At 60.8% G+C, this 19,224-nt stretch carries 21 protein-coding genes and 2 pseudogenes; 11 read left to right on the top strand and 12 right to left on the bottom strand.

Going from position 1 to position 19,224, the window contains the following annotated elements:
• Window positions 1-15 precede the first annotated feature (15 nt).
• Window positions 16-1,311 (bottom strand): IS701 family transposase, encoded by a 1,296-nt coding sequence (locus DEIPE_RS19520; RefSeq protein WP_015231299.1) that lies wholly within the window; start codon window positions 1,309-1,311, stop codon window positions 16-18.
• Between the two features lie 396 nt (window positions 1,312-1,707).
• On the opposite strand from DEIPE_RS19520, the pseudogene DEIPE_RS25135 reads away from it, so the two are divergent.
• Window positions 1,708-1,845 (top strand): annotated as a pseudogene (locus tag DEIPE_RS25135) (IS4 family transposase); the annotation flags it as partial.
• A gap of 120 nt (window positions 1,846-1,965) precedes the next feature.
• Here the strand turns inward: DEIPE_RS25135 and DEIPE_RS19525 are convergent.
• From DEIPE_RS19525 to DEIPE_RS19560, 8 genes are all read right to left on the bottom strand, one after another.
• Complete coding sequence (locus DEIPE_RS19525) at window positions 1,966-2,832, bottom strand: serine hydrolase (protein ID WP_015231300.1); 867 nt, start codon at window positions 2,830-2,832, stop codon at window positions 1,966-1,968.
• A 49-nt stretch (window positions 2,833-2,881) separates the two neighbouring features.
• Window positions 2,882-3,697, bottom strand: a complete 816-nt coding sequence (locus DEIPE_RS19530; protein ID WP_015231301.1) for a MurR/RpiR family transcriptional regulator — start codon at window positions 3,695-3,697, stop codon at window positions 2,882-2,884.
• A gap of 153 nt (window positions 3,698-3,850) precedes the next feature.
• Window positions 3,851-4,900: a dipeptide epimerase gene (locus DEIPE_RS19535; RefSeq protein WP_015231302.1), complete on the bottom strand. Its 1,050-nt coding sequence runs from the start codon at window positions 4,898-4,900 to the stop codon at window positions 3,851-3,853.
• Window positions 4,897-5,799: a C40 family peptidase gene (locus DEIPE_RS19540; RefSeq protein ID WP_015231303.1), complete on the bottom strand. Its 903-nt coding sequence runs from the start codon at window positions 5,797-5,799 to the stop codon at window positions 4,897-4,899. Before DEIPE_RS19540 ends, DEIPE_RS19535 begins: the two co-directional genes overlap by 4 nt.
• Entirely contained in the window at window positions 5,796-6,905 is a 1,110-nt protein-coding gene (locus tag DEIPE_RS19545) for a M42 family metallopeptidase (protein WP_015231304.1), read from the bottom strand. Before DEIPE_RS19545 ends, DEIPE_RS19540 begins: the two co-directional genes overlap by 4 nt.
• A gap of 6 nt (window positions 6,906-6,911) precedes the next feature.
• A complete protein-coding gene (nikC, locus tag DEIPE_RS19550) occupies window positions 6,912-7,781 on the bottom strand; it encodes a nickel transporter permease (protein ID WP_015231305.1) in 870 nt (289 codons plus the stop codon).
• Window positions 7,778-8,695, bottom strand: a complete 918-nt coding sequence (locus DEIPE_RS19555) for an ABC transporter permease (protein ID WP_015231306.1) — start codon at window positions 8,693-8,695, stop codon at window positions 7,778-7,780. Before DEIPE_RS19555 ends, nikC begins: the two co-directional genes overlap by 4 nt.
• Entirely contained in the window at window positions 8,692-10,281 is a 1,590-nt protein-coding gene (locus DEIPE_RS19560) for an ABC transporter substrate-binding protein (RefSeq protein ID WP_015231307.1), read from the bottom strand. Before DEIPE_RS19560 ends, DEIPE_RS19555 begins: the two co-directional genes overlap by 4 nt.
• Before the next feature lie 115 nt (window positions 10,282-10,396).
• Here DEIPE_RS19560 and DEIPE_RS25615 point away from each other — a divergent pair, with 115 nt between their 5' ends.
• From DEIPE_RS25615 to DEIPE_RS19585, 6 genes are all read left to right on the top strand, one after another.
• On the top strand, window positions 10,397-10,663 hold the full coding sequence (locus DEIPE_RS25615) for a zinc ribbon domain-containing protein (RefSeq protein ID WP_425387771.1): 267 nt from the start codon (window positions 10,397-10,399) through the stop codon (window positions 10,661-10,663).
• Window positions 10,660-11,844, top strand: a complete 1,185-nt coding sequence (locus DEIPE_RS19565) for an IS701 family transposase (protein ID WP_041231789.1) — start codon at window positions 10,660-10,662, stop codon at window positions 11,842-11,844. Before DEIPE_RS25615 ends, DEIPE_RS19565 begins: the two co-directional genes overlap by 4 nt.
• Before the next feature lie 211 nt (window positions 11,845-12,055).
• A complete protein-coding gene (locus DEIPE_RS23370) occupies window positions 12,056-12,625 on the top strand; it encodes a helix-turn-helix domain-containing protein (protein WP_015231308.1) in 570 nt (189 codons plus the stop codon).
• On the top strand, window positions 12,550-13,188 hold the full coding sequence (locus DEIPE_RS19575) for an IS630 family transposase (protein WP_217218470.1): 639 nt from the start codon (window positions 12,550-12,552) through the stop codon (window positions 13,186-13,188). The genes DEIPE_RS23370 and DEIPE_RS19575 overlap by 76 nt, the downstream gene beginning before the upstream one ends.
• Window positions 13,122-13,454: a DUF6210 family protein gene (locus DEIPE_RS25140; RefSeq protein ID WP_245557688.1), complete on the top strand. Its 333-nt coding sequence runs from the start codon at window positions 13,122-13,124 to the stop codon at window positions 13,452-13,454. Before DEIPE_RS19575 ends, DEIPE_RS25140 begins: the two co-directional genes overlap by 67 nt.
• A 182-nt stretch (window positions 13,455-13,636) precedes the next feature.
• The gene (locus DEIPE_RS19585; RefSeq protein ID WP_015231310.1) at window positions 13,637-14,737 is read left to right on the top strand and encodes an IS4 family transposase; all 1,101 of its coding nucleotides are present in this window, start codon (window positions 13,637-13,639) and stop codon (window positions 14,735-14,737) included.
• Window positions 14,738-15,006: 269 nt separating this feature from the next.
• On the opposite strand, the pseudogene DEIPE_RS23380 reads toward DEIPE_RS19585, so the two are convergent.
• Window positions 15,007-15,986: pseudogene (locus tag DEIPE_RS23380) on the bottom strand (IS110 family RNA-guided transposase).
• 338 nt (window positions 15,987-16,324) lie between these two features.
• Between DEIPE_RS23380 and DEIPE_RS19595 the strand changes: the two are divergent.
• Window positions 16,325-16,846: a hypothetical protein gene (locus DEIPE_RS19595; RefSeq protein ID WP_015231312.1), complete on the top strand. Its 522-nt coding sequence runs from the start codon at window positions 16,325-16,327 to the stop codon at window positions 16,844-16,846.
• Window positions 16,847-16,892: 46 nt separating this feature from the next.
• A complete protein-coding gene (locus DEIPE_RS19600; protein WP_157449099.1) occupies window positions 16,893-17,114 on the top strand; it encodes a hypothetical protein in 222 nt (73 codons plus the stop codon).
• 223 nt (window positions 17,115-17,337) lie between these two features.
• Here DEIPE_RS19600 and DEIPE_RS19605 read toward each other — a convergent pair whose 3' ends face one another.
• Together DEIPE_RS19605 and DEIPE_RS19610 are read right to left on the bottom strand one after the other, a co-directional pair.
• Window positions 17,338-17,991: an SOS response-associated peptidase gene (locus DEIPE_RS19605; protein ID WP_245557678.1), complete on the bottom strand. Its 654-nt coding sequence runs from the start codon at window positions 17,989-17,991 to the stop codon at window positions 17,338-17,340.
• A gap of 13 nt (window positions 17,992-18,004) precedes the next feature.
• Window positions 18,005-18,259, bottom strand: a complete 255-nt coding sequence (locus DEIPE_RS19610; RefSeq protein ID WP_015231314.1) for a hypothetical protein — start codon at window positions 18,257-18,259, stop codon at window positions 18,005-18,007.
• Between the two features lie 33 nt (window positions 18,260-18,292).
• Here DEIPE_RS19610 and DEIPE_RS19615 point away from each other — a divergent pair, with 33 nt between their 5' ends.
• A complete protein-coding gene (locus DEIPE_RS19615; RefSeq protein ID WP_015231315.1) occupies window positions 18,293-18,514 on the top strand; it encodes a hypothetical protein in 222 nt (73 codons plus the stop codon).
• A 14-nt stretch (window positions 18,515-18,528) separates the two neighbouring features.
• Window positions 18,529-19,164: a hypothetical protein gene (locus DEIPE_RS19620; RefSeq protein WP_015231316.1), complete on the top strand. Its 636-nt coding sequence runs from the start codon at window positions 18,529-18,531 to the stop codon at window positions 19,162-19,164.
• Window positions 19,165-19,224: the final 60 nt, after the last annotated feature.

A 19,224-nucleotide genomic window follows, 5' to 3' on the forward strand; every position in this document is an offset into this window, starting at 1 on the left:
GGAGTTCGGAACGCACTATGGGCCTTGTGAAAACAATGGCCCCAACGGGCACGCGGCGCAACCACCACATCCACTGAACACACGACTCAGAAGCAACCGAACCGCTGGAACTGTAGCGGCATCAGCGCACTCACTACCCTGACGTCGAAGCCATTGCAGGAAGTTCAGCGCGATCATGCAGAGCAAAGCGTGGTGATGCAGTCCCCGCCATGACCGCCCCTCGAAATGATCCAAGCCCAGTTCTTCCTTGGCGTCCCGGTGCATCAATTCACAGGACCAACGCCTTTTGGTGATCTCCACCAGCTGCCCTTTTGGCGTGCTGGCGGGAAGGTTGCTGGCATAGTACTTGCGTTCCCCAGGTTTGCGTTCCTCGCCAATGATCCACACTTCCTCGCCGGGAAGGTGCTGCCCGTTCCGCAGCATTGCCCCATCCGCCGTACGAACGTGCGCGACAGCGAACTTGGCGGTCAACGGCCCTTTCGTACCCACCCGCCACGTAATCGTTTCCCATTCAACGCGGTCCAGCACAGCTTCCACCGTCTCGCGTTGCTCGGACGGAATCGGAAGCCGTTTTGGAGGTCGCCCATTGCGTTTCACTTCGTAGGGGCTCAGCCGCACGTCCGTGCTGTACACCTTCTGAGTCCGCAGGATTCCAACCGACCAGACCAGGCATCGCTGCGATAGCCCTTGGCGGAATTCAGCATTCATCCCGTACCCGGCATCAGCCAGAACAACGCCGAACGTGACGTTCTTGCGAACCTGGTCGAGCTCAGCGAGGGCCATCTGCCATTTGGGACGATAACGTTGCTGATCTTCCGGAATGCCCGCTCGGTTACAACGGTCAGGATCGTCCGTCCACTCCTTGGGCAAGAACAGTCGGAGTGCCACGGGCACAGGAACGTCGTTACAGGCCAGCGTTAGTGAAACCAGGCTCTGGCAGTTAGTGATTTTGCCTTCCTGCCCAGAATACTGCCGTGTCACCCCGACGGAGTGTTTGCCAAATTTGCTGAGGCAGGTATCGTCGATGATCAGGCAGGCGTCCGGCCCACCCAGCAGCGCGTCGGCCTTCCTGGCAAGAACAACTTCGAGAGGGGCAGTTTCCCAGGGCGAGTCGGTGATGAAGTGCTGCACACGGTCATGCTTTCCAGGTGCGACTTCTTCCGCGATGGGCTGCATGCTTTTGCGGTGGGCATTGCTGCACAAGCCTTGCAGGTAGACGGTGGCCCATTTCTGCTGGGCTTTGCGTTTGAGAGCTTGCTGGAAGGGCTCAAACCACTGCTGGAACATCGTCTTCCACTGAAGAGGCTGCATGGCAAAAGTCCAGTGTGCGAGCAATACAACAACAAATCATGAATAGGACGCACTCCAAGCGGGTGTAGATAGTTACGCTGAAGTTATGTCCGTGTTTCGCTCGTCGAATCGAGACCAGCGGCTTGAGCACGAGTTGTGTACCTTACTCGATGCTGGCACGTCACTGCACACCGCCATCCAGACGTTATGGGTCGGCAGGCGCTGGGGAATGATGACATTATCCGCTTCCGTAGCTGCCGTGTGCAGCCTCGATGCACGTGAAGCTAAAAAGGCCGCGGTCAAGGCGACGTTCGACGTCCTACGCGGTCCTCCGGACCAAAGTGCATACCCAAGCGAATAGTGCCGAAGTACAGGTAGGCGTGACTGACGGGCGCGGTGCTGACTGGTCGGGAAGTCGTGCGGCGCAAAGCGCATGGATACACGGCAGCGAGTGTATCCCGGTTGGGGTTGGATACCTTGCAGGATCTGCTGTTGCAGCCGTCGACGTCGTCGTGGCGTGCGCTCGCGGCGCTCATGCCACGTTTTGATGGGTAGCTAGGCCGCGGCCACGACCGTTGCCCAGAAGGAGAATGCCGTGGCCTGAGAAGAACCTGCGTTCACGTATGGGGCCAGTCACTTGAAACGGCTGGGAAAGGGACGCTTTTCCGGCGCCGCTTATCCCGCTGAGCGTGCCTTGCCGTCACGCGGATCGGGCATTCTTCCGTGTTCGGTCAGTAATGCGCGCGCCACTCGCGCCAAAAGCTGCACTTCGTGGTTGTCGGGGTGGTAAAGCGGGTCGTGACCTCCCTCGCTCAGGACGGCGAGCACCAGTGGTTCCGGAGTCCATACGATGCCGACGTCGTGACGCACGCCTGGCAGGGATCCCGTTTTGCTGGCCACGCGGTACACCGCTTCACCGTGTTCGTCGGTGGGGACGTGTCTCCCGAGGATGTCCTTGTAGTGCTGTCTTGCCAGGATGTCCAGCGCAATTTTCGTGAGTTCGGGTTTGAGCAGTTCGCCGCGCGCGAGTTTTCCCAGCAGCGTCGTCATGTCGCGTGCCGTGGTGCGGTTGCGTTCACCGGCGCGTTGCCGTGCGGTGAATCGGTTGGGTGTCACCTGGAGAAGGCCGATGAGGGCTGTATCGTGCATGCCTTCGTCGGCGAGAAAGGCGTTCACGTCGTCGATGCTCAGTTGTTCGATGACGAGGTTCGTTGCGGTGTTGTCACTCACGATGATCATGAGTGTGAGCGCGTCTCGCAGGGTGAGTTGGAGGTCGCCGTCGAGGTCGCGCAGGATGCCCGATCCGGTCACGCGTTCCTCGCTTCGCATGATGATCCGGTCGTGCAGTTGGAAGTCTCCTCGTTCCACGCGTTGCAAGGCTCGCACGAGGAGAGGCACCTTGATAATGGACGCGGACGGGAACACGTGTGTGTCGGATTCGCTGAGCAGCAACTGTCCTTCAAGGCTTTCGACGCGGATCGCGACTTTGCCGGGATGCTGAGACAGGAGCGCGTGGATGGTTTTGGGGATAGTCGTGGGCATGAAGGGACCCTGTTCTTTCTCGAAAATGTGAACGTGGTGCCTTGCTTTGTCAGCGGGAGTCCGGTTTTTCGTACAGTTCGAAGCGGTCCCACAGCGCTTCGGCGTCGAGCAGGCGTTCCGGTCCGAGCCGTTCGGCGCAGGCGACGCCGAATAGGATGCATACGCTCATCATGGCGGTGAGGGACACGAATCCCCCAATTCCGCGGACGGGGACGGTGAGGAGCTGCGACGCGAGCGTGTTGATGGGGGCTGGTCCGCCGTCACTGACGATCAGGAGCGTCGCGCCGCGGTTCGTGGCGTCCTGAGCGACGCGGGTGGCGAGCGTCGAGTGGCGCTGCAAGGTGAACATCAGCAGAACGTCTCCTTGACGGACGTCAAGCAGGCGTTCCGGGAAATGCCCGACGGACGGTGGAAGGTGGTTGACGCCGGGCCTGAGGAAGGACAGGAAGTGCGCCATCAGGTCAGCCACGCCGAGGCTGGAGCGCGGTCCGAAAATCCAGACTTGCGGCGCGGTCACCAGCGAGTCCACCATTCGTTCGACGCACGAAGCGTCGAGTTTCTGCAGTTCCTCGAAGTTTTTCGTTTCGCTGCTCAGGTGGCGCGCGACGATGCTCGTGGCGCTGCTGGCTTGCGGCGGCGCGGCGCGAAGTTCTTTGCGGACGCTGAGTTGCAGGTCAGGGTAGCCTTTGAAGCCGAGCTTCTGCGCGAAGCGTGTCACGCTCGAAGGGTAGAGATTCAGCGCGAACGCGACTTCCGTGGCGTTCAGGAAAGGCACTTCTTCCATGCGGTCGAGCAGCAGTTGCGCGATCGCCTGCTCGCTTCTCGTCAATTGCGTGTAGTGTTCATTCACCACTTCGCGGATCATGCTGCGTTGCCTCTGGGAACCTGGCGCGATGAATGGATGCCTTGTCCTGCTTTTTGAATTGGCACGCTGAGCATGAGAATCATGCTGCCACAATGAAAGGTAGGCGTCACGTGAAGGCTCGGCTTCGTGAACGCGCTTGGGATTCACGGCATGTCAGGGTAGCGTTTCGGCGTGCACGTGGTGAGTGACGGCGCGTACGCCCCAACCGGGTGAGCCCGGTCGCGCAACGTGCCCGGCCTCCCAAGAGAGTCCTTCAAAGGGATCCGCGGCGAGCAGTAACGCTCCGTCCAGATCGACCCAGTCGGCGAGACCGGCGAGATGAACGGCAGCGGCGATGCCGAGGCTCGATTCGATCATGCATCCGAGCATGACGTTCATGCCCAGAGCGCGGGCTGTTCTGAGGGCGTGCAGGGTCTGGATGGGACCGCCGAGCTTCGCGAGTTTCAGATTGACGGCGTCGAACGCGTTGGCGAGGCGGGGCACGTCCTCGACGTGGTGAAGGCTTTCGTCCGCGACGATCAGGACTTTCGAGACGCGCCGGAGTTCCGCGTGACCTTCGAGGTCGTGGGCTTTGAGTGGCTGCTCCACGAATTCGACGTTCGCGGCGTTGAGGACGTCCAGCATCCTCTTCGCCTGCGACCTTGACCAGGCGGCATTGGCGTCCACGCGGACGCGCGCGTTCGGCGCTTCCTCACGCAGTGCCGTGAGGATCGCTTCGTCACTTTCCGTGCCGAGCTTGACTTTGAGGGTAGAGTGTCCTGCCTTGATGGCTTCACGCGTTTGGCGGCGCATGTCCGGAATGCCCGCGATGCTGATGGTGTAACTCGTTTCCGGGATGGGCCGGTTCGAGAGGCCCAGGAGTCGCCACACCGGCACGCCTGCCGTCACGGCGCACCATTCGAGTGCGGCGCTTTCCAGAGCGCATTTCACGCTCGGGTGGTCGTAGGGGAAAAGGGACGCGAAGGCGCGCTGCAGGCCTTCCCAGTCCCATGGGTCTCGCAGGGCCGTGGCGAGGCTTGGCAGGACGGCTTCTACGGTCGCGCGGTTTTCGCCGTAGAAGGCGTTCGGTGCGGCTTCTCCTCGTCCTATGCGTCCTTCGTGCTGCAACGTCACGAATGTGCGGGGGTACAGGCTGTGTGTCCAGCGTGCGATGCCGAATGGTTGTGCTGTGCGGAGGTCGTGTGTTTCCCACGTGACGTTCATGTGCCGACCTCCTCTGGTGCCGAGTCGGTGTAGCGTCCGAAGCCGCGCAGTTCGTGCGCGAGCCGCTCTCCGTAGGTACCTTCGCCGAGCGTTTCGATGGTGACACGCATGTGAGTGGCATTGGCGTGCAGCACGTCTCTTTCATTGAGCATGATGCCAACGTGCCCTGGAAAGAAGGCCAGGTCACCTGCTTTTGGTTTGGTCACGCGTGGCAGGTACGCTTCTTGCTGATTGGCGTCGCGTGGTACGCGGTTGGCGTGGAACAATTGCGCGAGTCCGGAGCAGTCGATGCCCCACGCGCTGCGTCCTCCCCACACGTACGGCGTGTCGAGGAACTTCTGAATAAAGGTGAGGTTCCGGCATGTTCCGCCTGGGATGGGGTCGGTTGTGCTGGTCTGCACGTACGCGTCCTCACCGCAGTAACGGGTTCGCCACCACATCCTTTCGCGGTCCTGAATCGGGGTTTCGTCGAGCAGCGCGACGCGCGCGCCGCAGGAGAGAACGCCTAGGATCGGGGATGTGATGTTCGGAGCGCGGAACAGGTGACCTCGCAGAGCGGTGACTTGCAAGGTGGGTCCCGTTGGGTTTTCGCTGAGTTGGTCCAGGCGCGTGAAGCCGAGGTATCCGTCATGACGGGTGCGAACCCAGGCCCATCCGTTTTCGCGCTCTTCGAGCAAATCGACTTCTTCTCCGAGCAGCGCTTCGGTCACCTGCGTGGCGCTGACTTGCGGTTTGGCGAGGATGGATACGCGGTCGGTGGCGGCGACGCGGGCTTGCGGTGTGAGCCAGGTCCAGTTTCCCGGCAATTGGCTTTGTAAGGCGCGTTCGGCGACTTTCCGAGTCTCGTCGATGGCGTGCACGCGCAAATCGAGGTCTTCGCGTTCGGTGATGTTCGTCATGCGCGCTCCGCGGTTTGCTGGTGTTGGGGTGTGTGCATGCCACGTGTGAGGTCGAATTGCTGCGGAACGTCACGAATCATCGCTTCGCAAAGGCGGGCGAGCGCTTCGAGGTCTTTGAGGCTGCACGTTTCGACGGGCGTGTGGGTGTAGCGGGTGGAGAAGCCGAGGTCGAGGAAGGGTATGCCTTCTCCGGTGTACTGCATGAATGACCCGTCTGTGAGGCCTCCTTGCATGACTCCGAACATGATTGGGATGTCGTGCTTGCTGGCGGTGGCTCGGGCGTACTTGACGAGTTTTGGGTTTGGGATGATGCCGTTCACGGCGGCGCGTGAAAAGCCGCCGAGGACTGCTCCTCCGCCGAGTGGCAGGTCGCCCGCTCCGCGCATGTCGGGCGTGTCGGTCGCGAGGGCGATGTCGAGGCACAAAGCCAGGTCTGGCTGTACGACCGCCGCGGCTGGGATGCCTCCGCGAATGCTGAATTCTTCCTGGACCGTGCCGACGATGGTGAGTCCCGCTTGGAAGTTCTTGTCCTGCAGTGAGCGGGCGAGTTGAATGAGGACGGCGACGGCGGCGCGGTCGTCGAGGGCTTTGCCGCACACCAGGTCGCCCCTGGTGGTGAAGGAAGCAGTGAAGGTGCCGAGGCATCCGACGCGCAGACCGAGCGCGGCGACGTCGCTTGCGGAGCGGGCGAGGACGTCGATGTACACGTCGTCGATGCTGGTCGCCTGGGTGAGTTCGTTCGCGTCGCTGGCATGCTTGGCTTTTACTCCCGCGATGCCTTCGATGAGTTGCCCGTCGTCTGCGAGGAACATGAAACGCTGTCCTGGCACGACTCGGTCGTGCATGCCTCCGACGCGGTGCACTCGCAGGAAGCCGTCGGGGGTGACGGCTCGGATGACGACTCCGATCTCGTCGAGGTGGGCGGACACCATGATGTGCGGGTAACCAGGGTCGGGCTCGCGCACTGGCACGATGACGTTGCCGAGAGCGTCCACGCGGGGACTCAGTCCACATGCGCGCATGTCGTTGACGAAGGCGGTGATGACGCGGTCCTCCGCTCCGGAAGGACCGAACAGTTGACTGTAATGCTGTACGATTTCGAGCATAATTCCTTAACGTTGCCGGTGGCGTGGATCGAGTACGTCGCGCGCGGCGTCCCCGATAAGGTTGAAGGCGATGACCAGCATGGTGATGGCCAGTCCTGGGAAAGTCGCGATCCACCAGCCGTTTTGCAGGTACGCGCGGGACGCGCTGAGCATCGCTCCCCACTCAGGTGTGGGCGGTTGCGCGCCAAGACCGACGTAACTGAGTCCGGCCGTGATCAGGATGGCGGTTCCGACGTTGACGGTCGCGACGACGATGATCGGCGAAGTGACGTTCGGGAGGATGTGCCGAAGAAGGATGCCTCTTTCGCTGCGTCCGAGCGCGGTGGCAGCCTGGATGTACTCGAGTTCGCGGATTTGCAAAACGGCGCTTCGCACGGTGCGAGCGTACACGGGAACCGCGGCGAGCCCCACGGCAAGCACGGTGTTTTTCAGGTCAGGTCCGAGAATCGCGACGATCGCGATCGTGAGGAGAATCTCGGGAAAGGCCAGCATGACGTCCGTGACGCGCATCAGGATCGTGTCGAGCCATCCGCGGAAGTACCCTGCCAGCAGTCCGAGCAGCGTTCCGATGGACAGCCCGATGAGGACGGCGCTGAGAGCGACGGAAAGGGAGATGCGCGCGCCGTGAATGACGCGTGACAGCACGCAGCGTCCGAGTTCGTCGGTACCGAAAGGGAATCGCCAGGAAGGTGGTTGCTGAATCGCGTCAAAGAAGGACTCGGTCGGGCTGTGAGGCGCGATCCAGGGCGCGAACAGAGCTGTGAGCACGGCGACGATGACGAGTGCCAGACCGAGGTGCGCGGCGGGTTTGCGGAAGGCTTTGGGAAGCCTTGGGCGGCGGTCGCGGACGCGGAGTCGTAGTGTGGCGACGCTCATTGGCGGATCCTCGGATCGAGGACGCTGTATAGAAGGTCCACGAGCAGGTTGACGAGGACGTAGCCGACTGCGCCGAACAGAACGACGGCCTGCACCATCGGGAAGTCACGCGTGAGAATGGCGTTCACGGCGAGACGTCCGAGTCCGGGCCTTGCGAAGACCGATTCGACGATGACCGCACCGCCGATCAAACCTCCGAATTGAAGGCCGATGATCGTGACGGTCGGAATGAGCGCGTTGCGAAGAGCGTGCTTGTAAGTGACGACGCGTTCCAGGAGGCCTTTGGCGCGGGCGGTGCGGACGTAATCCTGGCCAAGGACCTCGGCAAGCGTGGAGCGGGTCATGCGGGCGATGACGGCTGACGCCGGGAGTGCCAGCGCGATGGCAGGCATGATCAGCGAAGCCAGACCAGCGTTCCCCACGACGGGCAGCCATTCCAAATACAAGCTGAACAGCAAAATCATCAGCAGTCCACTCCAGAAGGTCGGCATCGAAAGGCCGATCAGAGGGACGGTCGTCGTGAGGAACTCCAGGAAGCGGGAACGGGTGACGGCCGCGACCGTGCCGAGCAAGATCCCGAGAGGTGCGGCGATGGCGACGGCGCTCAGTGCGAGGATGAGAGTGGCCGGCAATTGACGCGTGACTTCCTGCAGGACCGGTTGACCGCTGCGGATGGAGGTCCCGAAGTCACCTTGCAGAGCGTTGAGCAGGAAGGTGCCGTACTGCACGTACAGTGGTCGGTCCAGACCGAGCTGCTGACGGAGGACGCTGATGCGTTCGGCGGTGGCCTGCTCTCCGAGCATGATCGCGACCGGATCGCCGGGAACGAGGTGCAGCATGCTGAAGGTGAGGACGCTGATGGCCAGGATGACCATCAGAGCCCCACCCAAACGCCGAAGCAAGAATCCGATCATTTACTTTCGAGGTAGGCGTCGTTCAGGATCAGGCTTCCATCGAAGCTGACCTTCACGCCTTTCAAGTTCGGTCGGACGGCGCTGTAATTTTCGTTGATCCACAGCGGAGCCCACAATGCCTGGTCGATGATGTGCTGTTGAATGGCCTGGTAGGTGCTCATGCGGGTGCTGCTGTTCGTCGTGGTGCGGGAACGGTCGATGAGCTGGTCAAGCGTCGCGTTTTTGTAGTGGCTGAGGTTCAGCCCTGTCTTGTCGTTGTCGGAGTGGAACCACAGGTACACGATATCGGCGTTCGGGTAGGTGTAACCCATGAAGTGAGCCTGGTCCTCGCCTGCCTTGGTCTTTTCGAGCAGTGTGCCGAATTCGTACTGCTGGATGTTCATTTTGATGCCGGCCTGCTGCAGCATCGCCTGCACGAGCTGCGCGGATTGCGTCCATGTGTCGATCGGCGCGGTGTACAGCGTGAACTCGAATGGTTTGCCGTCCTTTTGCAGGGTATTGCCAGGTCCGGGTTTCCAGCCTGCCTGGGAAAGCAGGGCCTTGGCGGCCGTCACGTCGTACTCCGGAGCGTAGCTGCATGCGTTTTTCCAGTACCCCCACAAGGAAGGGGAGAGGGGGCCGCAAGCGGGAACGCCGAGGTCCTTGAGGACGACTTTCACGAGTGCGTCCTTGTTGACGAGCATGTTGATGGCCTTGCGGACGCGCACGTCATTGAAAGGCGCTTTGGTCGTGTTGAACTCCAAAAACAGACCGACACCGGTTCGCAGGGATTTATTGAGTGTGGCGTTCCTGGCGGATTCCAGGGAAGCGACGTCGTTCGGTGGGACGGTCGTGAGTGCCTGGACGTCGTTGGCTTTGAAGGCGGAGATCTGCGTGGCCGAATCGGGAATCACGCGGAAGGTAAGTTGCTCGAGGTAAGCGGGTCCTTTGTGAACGTAAGCAGGTCCCCAGTTGTAGTTCGGGTTGCGCTTCAAGGTGATCTGCGTACCGGAATCCCATTTGCTGATCATCCACGGTCCGCTGAGCACGGGCGCGCGACCGAACTGGTTGCCAACGCTTTTCGCGCTGCTGGCGTGGACGATGGAGGCCCTTGAGTCGGCGAGGTTCTCGAGGAACAGCGCGGAAGGCTTCTTGAGTTTGATGACGACGGTGTTCTTGTCAGGCGTGGTGACGCTGGCGAGCTGATCGAAGTACCCGGCTGTGATGGGGGATTTCAGGTTCGGGTCGATGGCCCGTTCGATGGAGGCTTTCACGGCAGCTGCGTCGAGTGCGGCACCGTTGTGGAATTTCACGCCTGGCTTGAGTTTGAAGGTGTAGGTCAGTCCGTCATTGCTGACGGTCCAGCTGCTCGCGAGGCCAGCGATAATCTGTCCTTCCGGGTCTTTTTGAACAAGTGTGTCGCCTGCGTAGCGCAGGATCATCGAGGCGACCTGGGTGCTGGTTCTTTGCGGATCAAGCGTGTCGGGTTCTTCGGTGAGGGCAATGGTGATGGTGCCGCCGGTTTTGGGCTGCTGCGCTGAGGCCGCTGGGGCCAGCAGTGCGGTGGCGAGCAGTGTAGCGATGCCGATATGGAACTGGTGTGCCATGAGGGACCTCTCTGGGAGACGAGAAACTCAGATCGCAAGATCGCAAAACTTTTTGTAGGTGCTCCTTGAGTTTACAATCGTTTTTGCAACACAATGTGGACTGGCTTACGCGTATGTGACAGGCTTTGCAAGGACGTCTTTGTCACGGAGGCAAGGCTCCTCGAGGGGAATTGGCGTGGCTCCAGTCAATCCCGCGGACACGAATCGAGCTTGCCCTGAATGCAGTTGCGGAAAGAAGAGCAACCGCTCCGATCAAGCGACGTACCGGTGCCTCGCGTGCGGATACACCGTCAAGGCCGACCGTAACGCGGCAGGGAACGTCGCACGGGCCAAAGTCACACGGCCTAGTACTACAGCCGCAGTTGATAAGGTCAAGGGATGAGCGGACTCTGCCTCGAGGCCGTACAGGAGTGGCAACACGAGCTGGCCCTCCTGTCCAAGCGGCTCGCCCCACGCTTCGTACGTGCCGAACCGAGAAAACGCAGCCTTGCCTATCTGCGTGGTCTACTCGCGCCCCTCGAGCGACGCAACGGCTGGCAACTGGCCGAACACGCTGGGGAACGCACCCCGGACGGGATGCAGCGCCTGCTCTCCACGGCTGAGTGGAACGCCGACGATGTACGCGATGATCTGCGCTGCTATGTCCTCGACCACCTTGGGCCGGGCGGTGTCCTCGTAGTCGACAAAACAGGTTTCATCAAAAAAGGTACCAAGTCCGCCGGAGTGAAACGCCAGTACAGCGGCACCGCGGGCGGCATCGACAACTGCCAGCTTGGCGTATTTCTCGCCTATACCACCGAACACGGGAGCGCGTTTATTGACCGCGAGCTGTTCTTACCGCAGGAATGGGTGAACGACAACAGCCGGCGCGACGCTGCCCGAATTCCCCAAGAGCGTGTATTTCAGACCAAAGCCGAACTCGGCCTGGCCATGATCGAACGCGCGCTCAATGCTGAGGTGAAGCCAGCCTGGGTGACCGGTGACAGCGTGTACTCCGCTGCCGCGTTGCGCCGTTCCCTGGAGGCCAGACAGCAGCCGTATGTACTCGCTACCGCGACGAACGCGGTCCTCCGCTTTCTGGAGAACAACCGCTTGAGGATCGCCGAGCTGCCCGAACTATTTGCAGAGCTCGGGAAGTCGTCTTGGCAGCGAAGGTCGGCAGGCGTGGGCAGCAAGGGCGAACGGGAGTTCGACTGGGCCTGGATCAGCTTTCGGTCGCTGGGCCTCACCGATGATCTGCGTCCAGCAAATGCCTCTGGCTTCGACAAGTGGATCCTGGCACGACGGAGTGTCGACAAACCCGAAGAAATGGCTTACTACCGGGTGTTTGCACCCATCGGCACGACGCTGGACGAGGTGGTGCGGGCAGCGGGAACGCGCTGGTCGATTGAGGTTGGCTTTGAGCAGGCCAAGAACGACGCAGGGTTGGATGAGTATGAGGTGCGGTCGTGGGTTGGATGGCATCGCCACGTCACGCTGTCCTTGTTTGCCTACGCTTTACTCGTCGCTGTGCGTGCCGGGCATAAAAAGGGGGCGTTCGGGGAGGCGACCTCATCCCGTTGACCGTGCCGGAGGTACGTCGTCTGCTCGCTCGGCTGGTATGGCCATCCCAGCCTGAGCCTATCTTCGTGCTGGAGTGGTCAAGGTGGCGGCGACAGCATCAAGCCAGGGCACGGCGCTGCCACTTCCAACGCCGTGCCCGCCTGCATATGCGGCTGTAGTACTAATGCATCGTTCCTCAATGGGAGTAGAGTTTGAATGATGGGAGGCCCCGATGCCCAAACTCCTCTCTGCTCGTCCTCCGCTCGATCCCACCGAGGAGGCTCGGGTCCGCCAGCTCGCTCGAGCTCGCCACGCCCCGCATGACCTCAAGCAGCGCGCCCAAACGATCGTCTTGAGCTGGGACGGGCATCGCACCATGTCCATCGCCGAGCACCTCGGCTGTCACCCCCAAACCGTGCGCGAACGCTTCGCCCGCTTCAACGCGCATGGCCTCGAAGGCCTGAACACACTGCCCGGCGCGGGACGCAAGCCGCGCCTCACCCAAGAAGAGCGCGGTCGACTCATCACCCTTGTCGGCCGCACTCCCCCTGGCCGTGCCGTGCGTGACGCGAGCGGTGAACTCGTAGCCGTGGACGTCAAGAAGCCCGCCCTGTGGACGCTCGATGCCTTGGTCGAGGTGGCTCGTGAGCAGGGCATCATCGTGGGTCGGAGTCAGGTGCGCCGCATCCTGCAACACGAAGGCGTGCGGTGGAGGCAGCCCCGGTCATGGGCCACCAGCCCGGATGCGGACTTCATCCCAAAAGAGCGGCGGTCGTCGCGGCCTACACCGAATGCCCGGTGAACGCGACGACCGTCTGCGTCGATGAACTCGGCCCGGTGTCGCCAAGAACCTTTCCACCAGCAGGGGGCTGGACGAAGGACGGGCATCGGGTGAAAGCGCCCCTGGAGTACAGCCGAGGGCTGGATCGCACGTGGGTGTACGGGGCGCTGCGCGTGCGAGACGGACAGGTACTCACGCAGTGCGGGCCATCGAGGAACACGGTCGGATACGTCAAGCTCCTGGAGGCGGTGGAGCGCGACAACCCGGAAGGGGACATCTTGGTGGTGAGCGATAACCTCGCAAGCCACAAGAGCGCTCCAGTACAGGCGTGGTTGGAGACGCACCCACGGGTGAGACACGTGTTCATTCCGAAGGGCGCGTGCTGGCTGAATCTGATCGAGCCGTGGTGGCGTTTGCTGCGCCGAGAAGCGTTTGCGGGCATGACGTTCGTGGACGCGGCGGAGGTTGAGCAGGCCGTGCAAGACGGGACGCGGCGGTTGAATGCGAGGGCGTGCCCATGGGTGTGGGGGCGACCCGCGAGGACGCCGCGCTTCCGGCGACATGCGGTTCTTTACCGCTATTGAGGAACGATGCACTAAAGCGTTTTTTCACCCGTTACCGCGGGAATCCGCCGTGCGTCAGCTCGACCTACGGGCGTTGGGAGGAAGCGGACTTGACAGAGCTGGCGGGCATCATTCAGCGCATTCCGTTATGGAGGACCAGTCGAGCTGTGGACGAGCTGGGGTACTTGTTGCTGGACCGTTCGCGGCTCGCCGAGTTGACTGAGGGGTGGGTTCCGGTGGTGACGGTGTATGGGCCAGCCATCTTGACGCATCAGAATTGCGATTGAACGCGTTTAGGACATACCATTCCTGACGCTCCAATAAGCGCACTCAGGACGGCCAGGCGGCGCGCGTCGAGGCGAAAGGCGGACTCGAGGGCGGCCTCAGTACCCCACAACTCGGAGTGGGTAACGTCCAGAAGGGCGATTTGATCGCGGCATAAACGCAAAAAGAGCGGCATCAAGGGAGTGTGTCGCTCCAAGAAGCCGCTCTGACTGATCCTACCAAGCTCGGCGAGGTGTTCAAACACCATTTGCCCTTTCTGCGCCGAGACACCCTGCAACGCCTCGCCGACGTCGTCACCGCTCTGATCCAAGCGCGTTCGACCAAGCACGCTCGGCTCGCACTTCATCTGCCCGGACACGCCAGCAGTTCAGTCAAGCTGCGCCGCGTCGAGCGCTGCCTACACGACCCTCAGCTCGATCAGGACGTTTTTTTGAAGCTGCTCTTGCCGCTCCTCCCTGATGACAAGCTCGTCATGACGATGGACCGTACGAACTGGGAGTACGGCGAAGCCGACTTGAACGTCCTTGTGCTCGGCGTGGTGCTTGAAGGCTTCACATTACCGCTGGTGTGGACGGCCCTGCCCCATGGGGGCAGCAGCGACACCAGGACACGCGAGCGTCTGGTCGCTCGACTGCTGAAGGTGCTGCCTGCGAAGCAATGGCGCGTTCTGGTCGCTGATCGAGAGTTCGTGGGGCGGGAGTGGTTTGCCTTTCTCAGGCGTCGGGGTGTGAAACGCTGTTTGCGCATTCGAGGCGACAGCCGCGTGGATGATTTGCGGCTCGATGAGGGATGGGCGTACGTCGAGCCGGGACAGGTGGTCGGCGTGCTGGAGAAAGCCAATATCTACGGTCAGGTCATGCAACTGGTGGTGACGCGCACGCCCGAGGGTGAACTGCTCGCCCTGGCCACCGACCTGAAAATCGACGAGACCAGAGGCGTGTACCACTTGAGGTGGTCGGTAGAAAGCACCTTCAGCGCGCAGAAATCGAGGGGGTTCGACCTTGAGGCGAGTGCGATGACCAAACCCGCTCGGTTGGAGCGGCTGGTCGGCGTAGTGACGCTGGCGATGGCTTGGTGCTTGCGGATCGGTACATGGTGCCACGAGCAGCGGCCCATCAAGCGCAAAAAGCACGGACGCCGGGCGGTGAGTCTCGTCAAGTACGGCTTGGAACGCCTTGCTGCCGCTTTGCGCTGGGGAACGAGTGATCGAACCATCCTCCTGAGCCTCGTCATGCAACCTTTTCCCGCTCCAATACAGCACTCAGCTCAAGATGTGGGGTACTGAGGAGGGCGGCTTGCAGGGTATCGTGAGGTGGTCGGCTCCCAGCGGTTTTCATAGCAGAAACACGTTACAGGAGCCGACTTTTCACTCCTCATCGACGTTTTGAGCAGCTGTCTTGAAAGTCAAGATTCGAGCCTTCGGGCTGGTCAAGGTTGGCGGCGCCAACCTTGACCAGCCCGCTAAGAACAGTGACAGAACAAGAAGCCGACCTCGAACAAGGATCCGTGTCGGACCGGCACGAGCTCTGTTGGCTCACTTCGAAGTCGGCACCTTTAGTTTACGGCGCTGACCGACCCTGCTGATCCGCCTGCTTGGTCGACTTGGTCGTGCCACGGTCCATCAGCTCGAATCATGGCGTTCAGGCGGACCACGAACTTCCGCAGGCGATCAGCGCCACCATTTTTGGTTTTCCCCGAGCGACGAGTTGCTCGTAGTGCGCCTTGATCGTTGGATTGTGCCTCACTGCTACGGTGGTCGCCATGTACAGCGCTGTGCGAACGTCCGCCCGACCACCCCAAGTCGTGCGTCTTCCCCGCATTCGTCCGCTGTCCCGATTGAGTGGGGCGACCCCCACCAGCCCAGCAACCTGCCCTCGGGACAGCATGCCAAGTTCTGGCAAAGCCGACAGGAGCGTCAATGCGACCACCGGACCAACACCAGGTGCACTGCACAGCAGTTCAAAGCGATGCCGCGTCGTCGGGTCAGCCTGGACGGCCTCCAGTAATTCGCGGTCGAGGTCTTTGCGGAGTGCTTGCAGGTGAGCGATGAGTTTCTCGATATGTCCTCGGAGGACTTGATCGTGCGTGGCCCCCAGACGGTTCCGTTCCGCGGTCAACATCGTGACGATTTGCCGGCGACGTACCGCAAGTGCTTCGAGATGACGGATCTGTTCGTCAGGGACGAGCCGTACTTCTGGCCGTACGGCCTGCGCGAAGTGAGCGAGAATCAGAGCATCGAGGCGGTCAGTCTTGGCAAGCTGGCCTGTTGCTCGTGCGAAATTGCGGACTTGCCGAGCATTGACGACGGCCATGGGGAGCTGGGCGAGGGTGCAGGCCAGAACAACTGGGCGCTCCATTCCGCCGGTGGCCTCACAGACGATCAGGGTGGGTGACACAGCGGCCAGGCGCGTGCAGAGCAGTTCAAAGCCGGCTTCGTCGTTCCTGACGTGGAAGGTTTCTCCAGTGGGGTGCAAGGCAACATCGAGACGCAGTTGAGAAACGTCAATACCAACAAAGAGTTCCGGGTTCGTCATGCAGGACCTCCCGGGACGTGTTCCGGCCGCACCCAACCTTGCAGAAACGAACTCCGAGGTTCACGCAGCTGTTCGGGATTCGGGGCCGGGATTGGGCGACGTGGCGACGCAGGCTCAAAATCGGTTTCTGGCACCCTGGGTAGTTCGGTCTGCCACGCCGTGTCCCACTACCAACTTACAAGAGTAGTCAGCATCAGGTGATCACTCCCCGCCACGCAGTCAAACGTTCACCGTTTAGCGGCTCGAAGGCAAGCAGTACTCATGAACGGCAGAAGGGCAAAGGTTAGTGAAGGTGCGCTTCACCACAGCCATCGTCATTCTTTGACGATGAACTGGATATGACCAGAAAAGCAAAGGTGCAAATTAATCTCGACAAGGACCTGGCTGTAGCTCGACGCCGAGGTCATCCATTTCTGCTGCTGCTCATCGCGGGTGGCGCGTACCTGGTGCTCCGCCAACCCAAGCGGCAACAGCAGCTGCAGCAAAAACTCACCGAATACCAGGAAGCAGCACGACAAGGCACGCTGGCTGAAGTTGCACAACGGGACGCGTCGCAGGTACGTGCGCAAGTCCAGCAATGGCGGGATAAAGCCGGACAAGCCGTAAACATGGTGAAGAAAGGTCAGGAAGTCGCTCAAGTCGCAAAGGGAGGCATCGAGCCCGCTGCCAAACTCGCCGAAGATGCGCAGGTCATTCTGTCGTCGCAGGACCCGCAAGAAGTGGGGCAGGCAGTGCAGGATGCCAAGGCTCGCTTGAGTGCCTTGGCTGACACTGGACGCGAAGTGACGAGCGTACTGGAGAACCAGCCTGACGCATCGTCCAGTACCACTGAGCAGAACGCTGCCACTCAACCTAAGTAATCGCCAATTGCCGCCGCATCCGAAGGTGTTCGAGATGGAGGCCCAGGTGCCGATTGACGTGGTCAGTAGGCACCTGGTGCACAGCACGGTGACCATAACACTCGACATCTACCGGACGGTGTACTGGCAGGAGCTTCAGGAGTTCGCGCTGGACTTCTCACGGCTTCTGGGCAGGGAAGGGCCGGAAAACCGTTTTGACACGAATTTATCACGAGCGGCTGAAAACGCTGCCTGGAGCCTGAAGGGAAAAAGTAAAAACCCCCACTGAGTGAAGGTTTTCTTGGTGCACCCGAAGAGATTCGAACTCCTGGCCTTCTGATCCGTTGGTGGAAGCTCCGCCATGATGATTGGTGCCTGTTGATGCCCGCACATGCCTTCAAGGCCATGATTATCAGCACTCCGCCCTTCTTGTGATGCCCTTTTATGGTCGGACAACTCCGTTTGTTCTCGTGCGCGTAAGGCACGAACAAGGCACGCGAGCTTCCCACCCATCAGGCCACTTGCTCTGCGGGACGTTTGTGCATGGGCCGGGTGTCCTGGCTGCTGGCAGGGGAGATGCGCGGCACGTCATGAGCGCATGGCTGCATCAGGTTTGAGATTGGCCTTTCTGGTGTACGTGGGTCTAGCCAAGCTCGCCAGTTCGAGCGCTCAAGAATCACGGGTTGCCGGTCGTGCAGCTGCGAGACCAGGGCATTCGCCGGGCAGGCCAGCAGGGTGAAGGTCTCCAACGGGCCGAACTCGCCAATCCACGTTTCCCACAGCCCGCCAAGGACGAGGGGGCGACCGTCAGCGCGCTGGATCTCGTATGCTTGGCGTTTTTCAGGTTCGCCGCTCCACTCGTAAAAGCTTTGGACCAGCACTAGGCAACGGCGTGCCTCCTGGTACGCGAGTGTGAAAGAAGGCCGTTGTTGTGCGTCCTCACTGCGGGCGTTGAAGGTACTGGGTTTGAACTTGCGCAGTACCCCGTGGTACATGGCTGGCACGAGGCCCCAGCGGGCCAGAGTGGCCTGCACACGCTTACCAGGAGGCAGCCGGACGATGGGGTAAGGCATGGTGGGCGCGACGGCATACGCGCCCGGCCACTCTGGTGGAAGTATCAGGCCGAACATGCTGTGGAAGTTCGTGGGATGAAAATTCCCGTTCACGCGTCCGCACACGTCAGGCGGCCTCCACTGTACTCAGACACAGGCTGACCGCGGCAAAGACCACGTCGCGCGGTTCTGCCCACGGTCCGGTGATGCGGACGCGGGTGCGTTTCCAGTACTCGTCATCGCTGACCTCTTCGAAACGCACCAGCACATCCTCGCCGAGTGCCGTCTGGATGGACTCGATGAGGTGCTGTTCGGCCTGAAGGCGCTCGCCCAGTTCGCGTGTCGGGGCGTAGCGGATGGAGACGAGCCGAGGGCGCTTCATGACTTATAGTAAACACCTTCGTAGAATTTCGGAATGAGCAGAACCAAGGCGCCTCTTCAGCCAGGCGAGCGCGTGACCGTCAGCCTGAAGCGGGACGAAGCGTCACTTTGGTACATCGTGACGGTGCATGACACGGAAGAGTGGACGGCGGCGCGACTGTTGCACCTTGAGGAGCTGTGGCGGGAATTGCATGTCCTGCACATCAAGCATCATGGGGAATCGTCGGCAAATACGCGCCCACAAGGGCGGTACTGACTTATGATTCTTTCATGACTGCGGTTGAGCAAAATGGCATACCACCAACACACGGCAAACGCCACCCGAATTATTGGCTTGGCTTTGTGCTGAACTGGCTTCTCCCTGGAGCGGGTTTTACCTATATCAACCGTCCAGGTTGGCATTTCGGCTGGATTGGAATAGCCCTTGGTTCGATGGTTCTGATGGCACTGTCATTCTGGGCTGGCTTCGTCCCCGTCGGCCTTCTGATTTGGCTTGGTTTGTTTTTCGTCATGCATGTCCAGTACCGGAAGATTTACGTGCAGATGTACTCTGCCGGCAGCACGCAAAAGAGTATTTCAGAGGTCCTGAAATGGGTTTTGATCTGCGTCCATACCTTGATTCTCCCAGTTCTACTCTTGATGTACCTTCTACTTCCAAGCATGCTGGGTACGCGTAAAAACGCGGTCGACCCGGATCAGAAATCCTATGCACGAAAAGTTTATGTGGCGGTAATGGCTGCAGCAGTCGCCGGAGATAAAGTGTCCTCCGACTGTACAAAGGGCCTCGAAAGTTATGGAGTTCAACCCAACGCAGACCTCGTCTCCTGCGCCGTAAATGCTACTGACGCGGCAAACCCTAAAGTCACGTTGACGTTCTCGAGCGGGAACTACATCACGCTGCCCTAAGGGAATCGCTTAACCCACCTTAAACCAGAGAGCCGCCCATCGTGGCGGCTCTCTGCATGT

Origin of the sequence: Deinococcus peraridilitoris DSM 19664, from assembly GCF_000317835.1 — a bacterium.
Lineage (GTDB): Bacteria > Deinococcota > Deinococci > Deinococcales > Deinococcaceae > Deinococcus_A > Deinococcus_A peraridilitoris.

Bases quoted from the DNA above. Each gene is read 5' to 3' on its own strand.
- DEIPE_RS19520 (WP_015231299.1), bottom strand. From the start codon at position 1,311: ATGCAGCCTCTTCAGTGGAAGACGATGTTCCAGCAGTGGTTTGAGCCC.
- DEIPE_RS19525 (WP_015231300.1), bottom strand. From the start codon at position 2,832: ATGCCCACGACTATCCCCAAAACCATCCACGCGCTCCTGTCTCAGCAT.
- DEIPE_RS19530 (WP_015231301.1), bottom strand. From the start codon at position 3,697: ATGATCCGCGAAGTGGTGAATGAACACTACACGCAATTGACGAGAAGC.
- DEIPE_RS19535 (WP_015231302.1), bottom strand. From the start codon at position 4,900: ATGAACGTCACGTGGGAAACACACGACCTCCGCACAGCACAACCATTC.
- DEIPE_RS19540 (WP_015231303.1), bottom strand. From the start codon at position 5,799: ATGACGAACATCACCGAACGCGAAGACCTCGATTTGCGCGTGCACGCC.
- DEIPE_RS19545 (WP_015231304.1), bottom strand. From the start codon at position 6,905: ATGCTCGAAATCGTACAGCATTACAGTCAACTGTTCGGTCCTTCCGGA.
- nikC (WP_015231305.1), bottom strand. From the start codon at position 7,781: ATGAGCGTCGCCACACTACGACTCCGCGTCCGCGACCGCCGCCCAAGG.
- DEIPE_RS19555 (WP_015231306.1), bottom strand. From the start codon at position 8,695: ATGATCGGATTCTTGCTTCGGCGTTTGGGTGGGGCTCTGATGGTCATC.
- DEIPE_RS19560 (WP_015231307.1), bottom strand. From the start codon at position 10,281: ATGGCACACCAGTTCCATATCGGCATCGCTACACTGCTCGCCACCGCA.
- DEIPE_RS19565 (WP_041231789.1), top strand. From the start codon at position 10,660: ATGAGCGGACTCTGCCTCGAGGCCGTACAGGAGTGGCAACACGAGCTG.
- DEIPE_RS23370 (WP_015231308.1), top strand. From the start codon at position 12,056: ATGCCCAAACTCCTCTCTGCTCGTCCTCCGCTCGATCCCACCGAGGAG.
- DEIPE_RS19575 (WP_217218470.1), top strand. From the start codon at position 12,550: ATGGGCCACCAGCCCGGATGCGGACTTCATCCCAAAAGAGCGGCGGTC.
- DEIPE_RS25140 (WP_245557688.1), top strand. From the start codon at position 13,122: ATGGGTGTGGGGGCGACCCGCGAGGACGCCGCGCTTCCGGCGACATGC.
- DEIPE_RS19595 (WP_015231312.1), top strand. From the start codon at position 16,325: ATGACCAGAAAAGCAAAGGTGCAAATTAATCTCGACAAGGACCTGGCT.
- DEIPE_RS19610 (WP_015231314.1), bottom strand. From the start codon at position 18,259: ATGAAGCGCCCTCGGCTCGTCTCCATCCGCTACGCCCCGACACGCGAA.
- DEIPE_RS19615 (WP_015231315.1), top strand. From the start codon at position 18,293: ATGAGCAGAACCAAGGCGCCTCTTCAGCCAGGCGAGCGCGTGACCGTC.
- DEIPE_RS19620 (WP_015231316.1), top strand. From the start codon at position 18,529: ATGACTGCGGTTGAGCAAAATGGCATACCACCAACACACGGCAAACGC.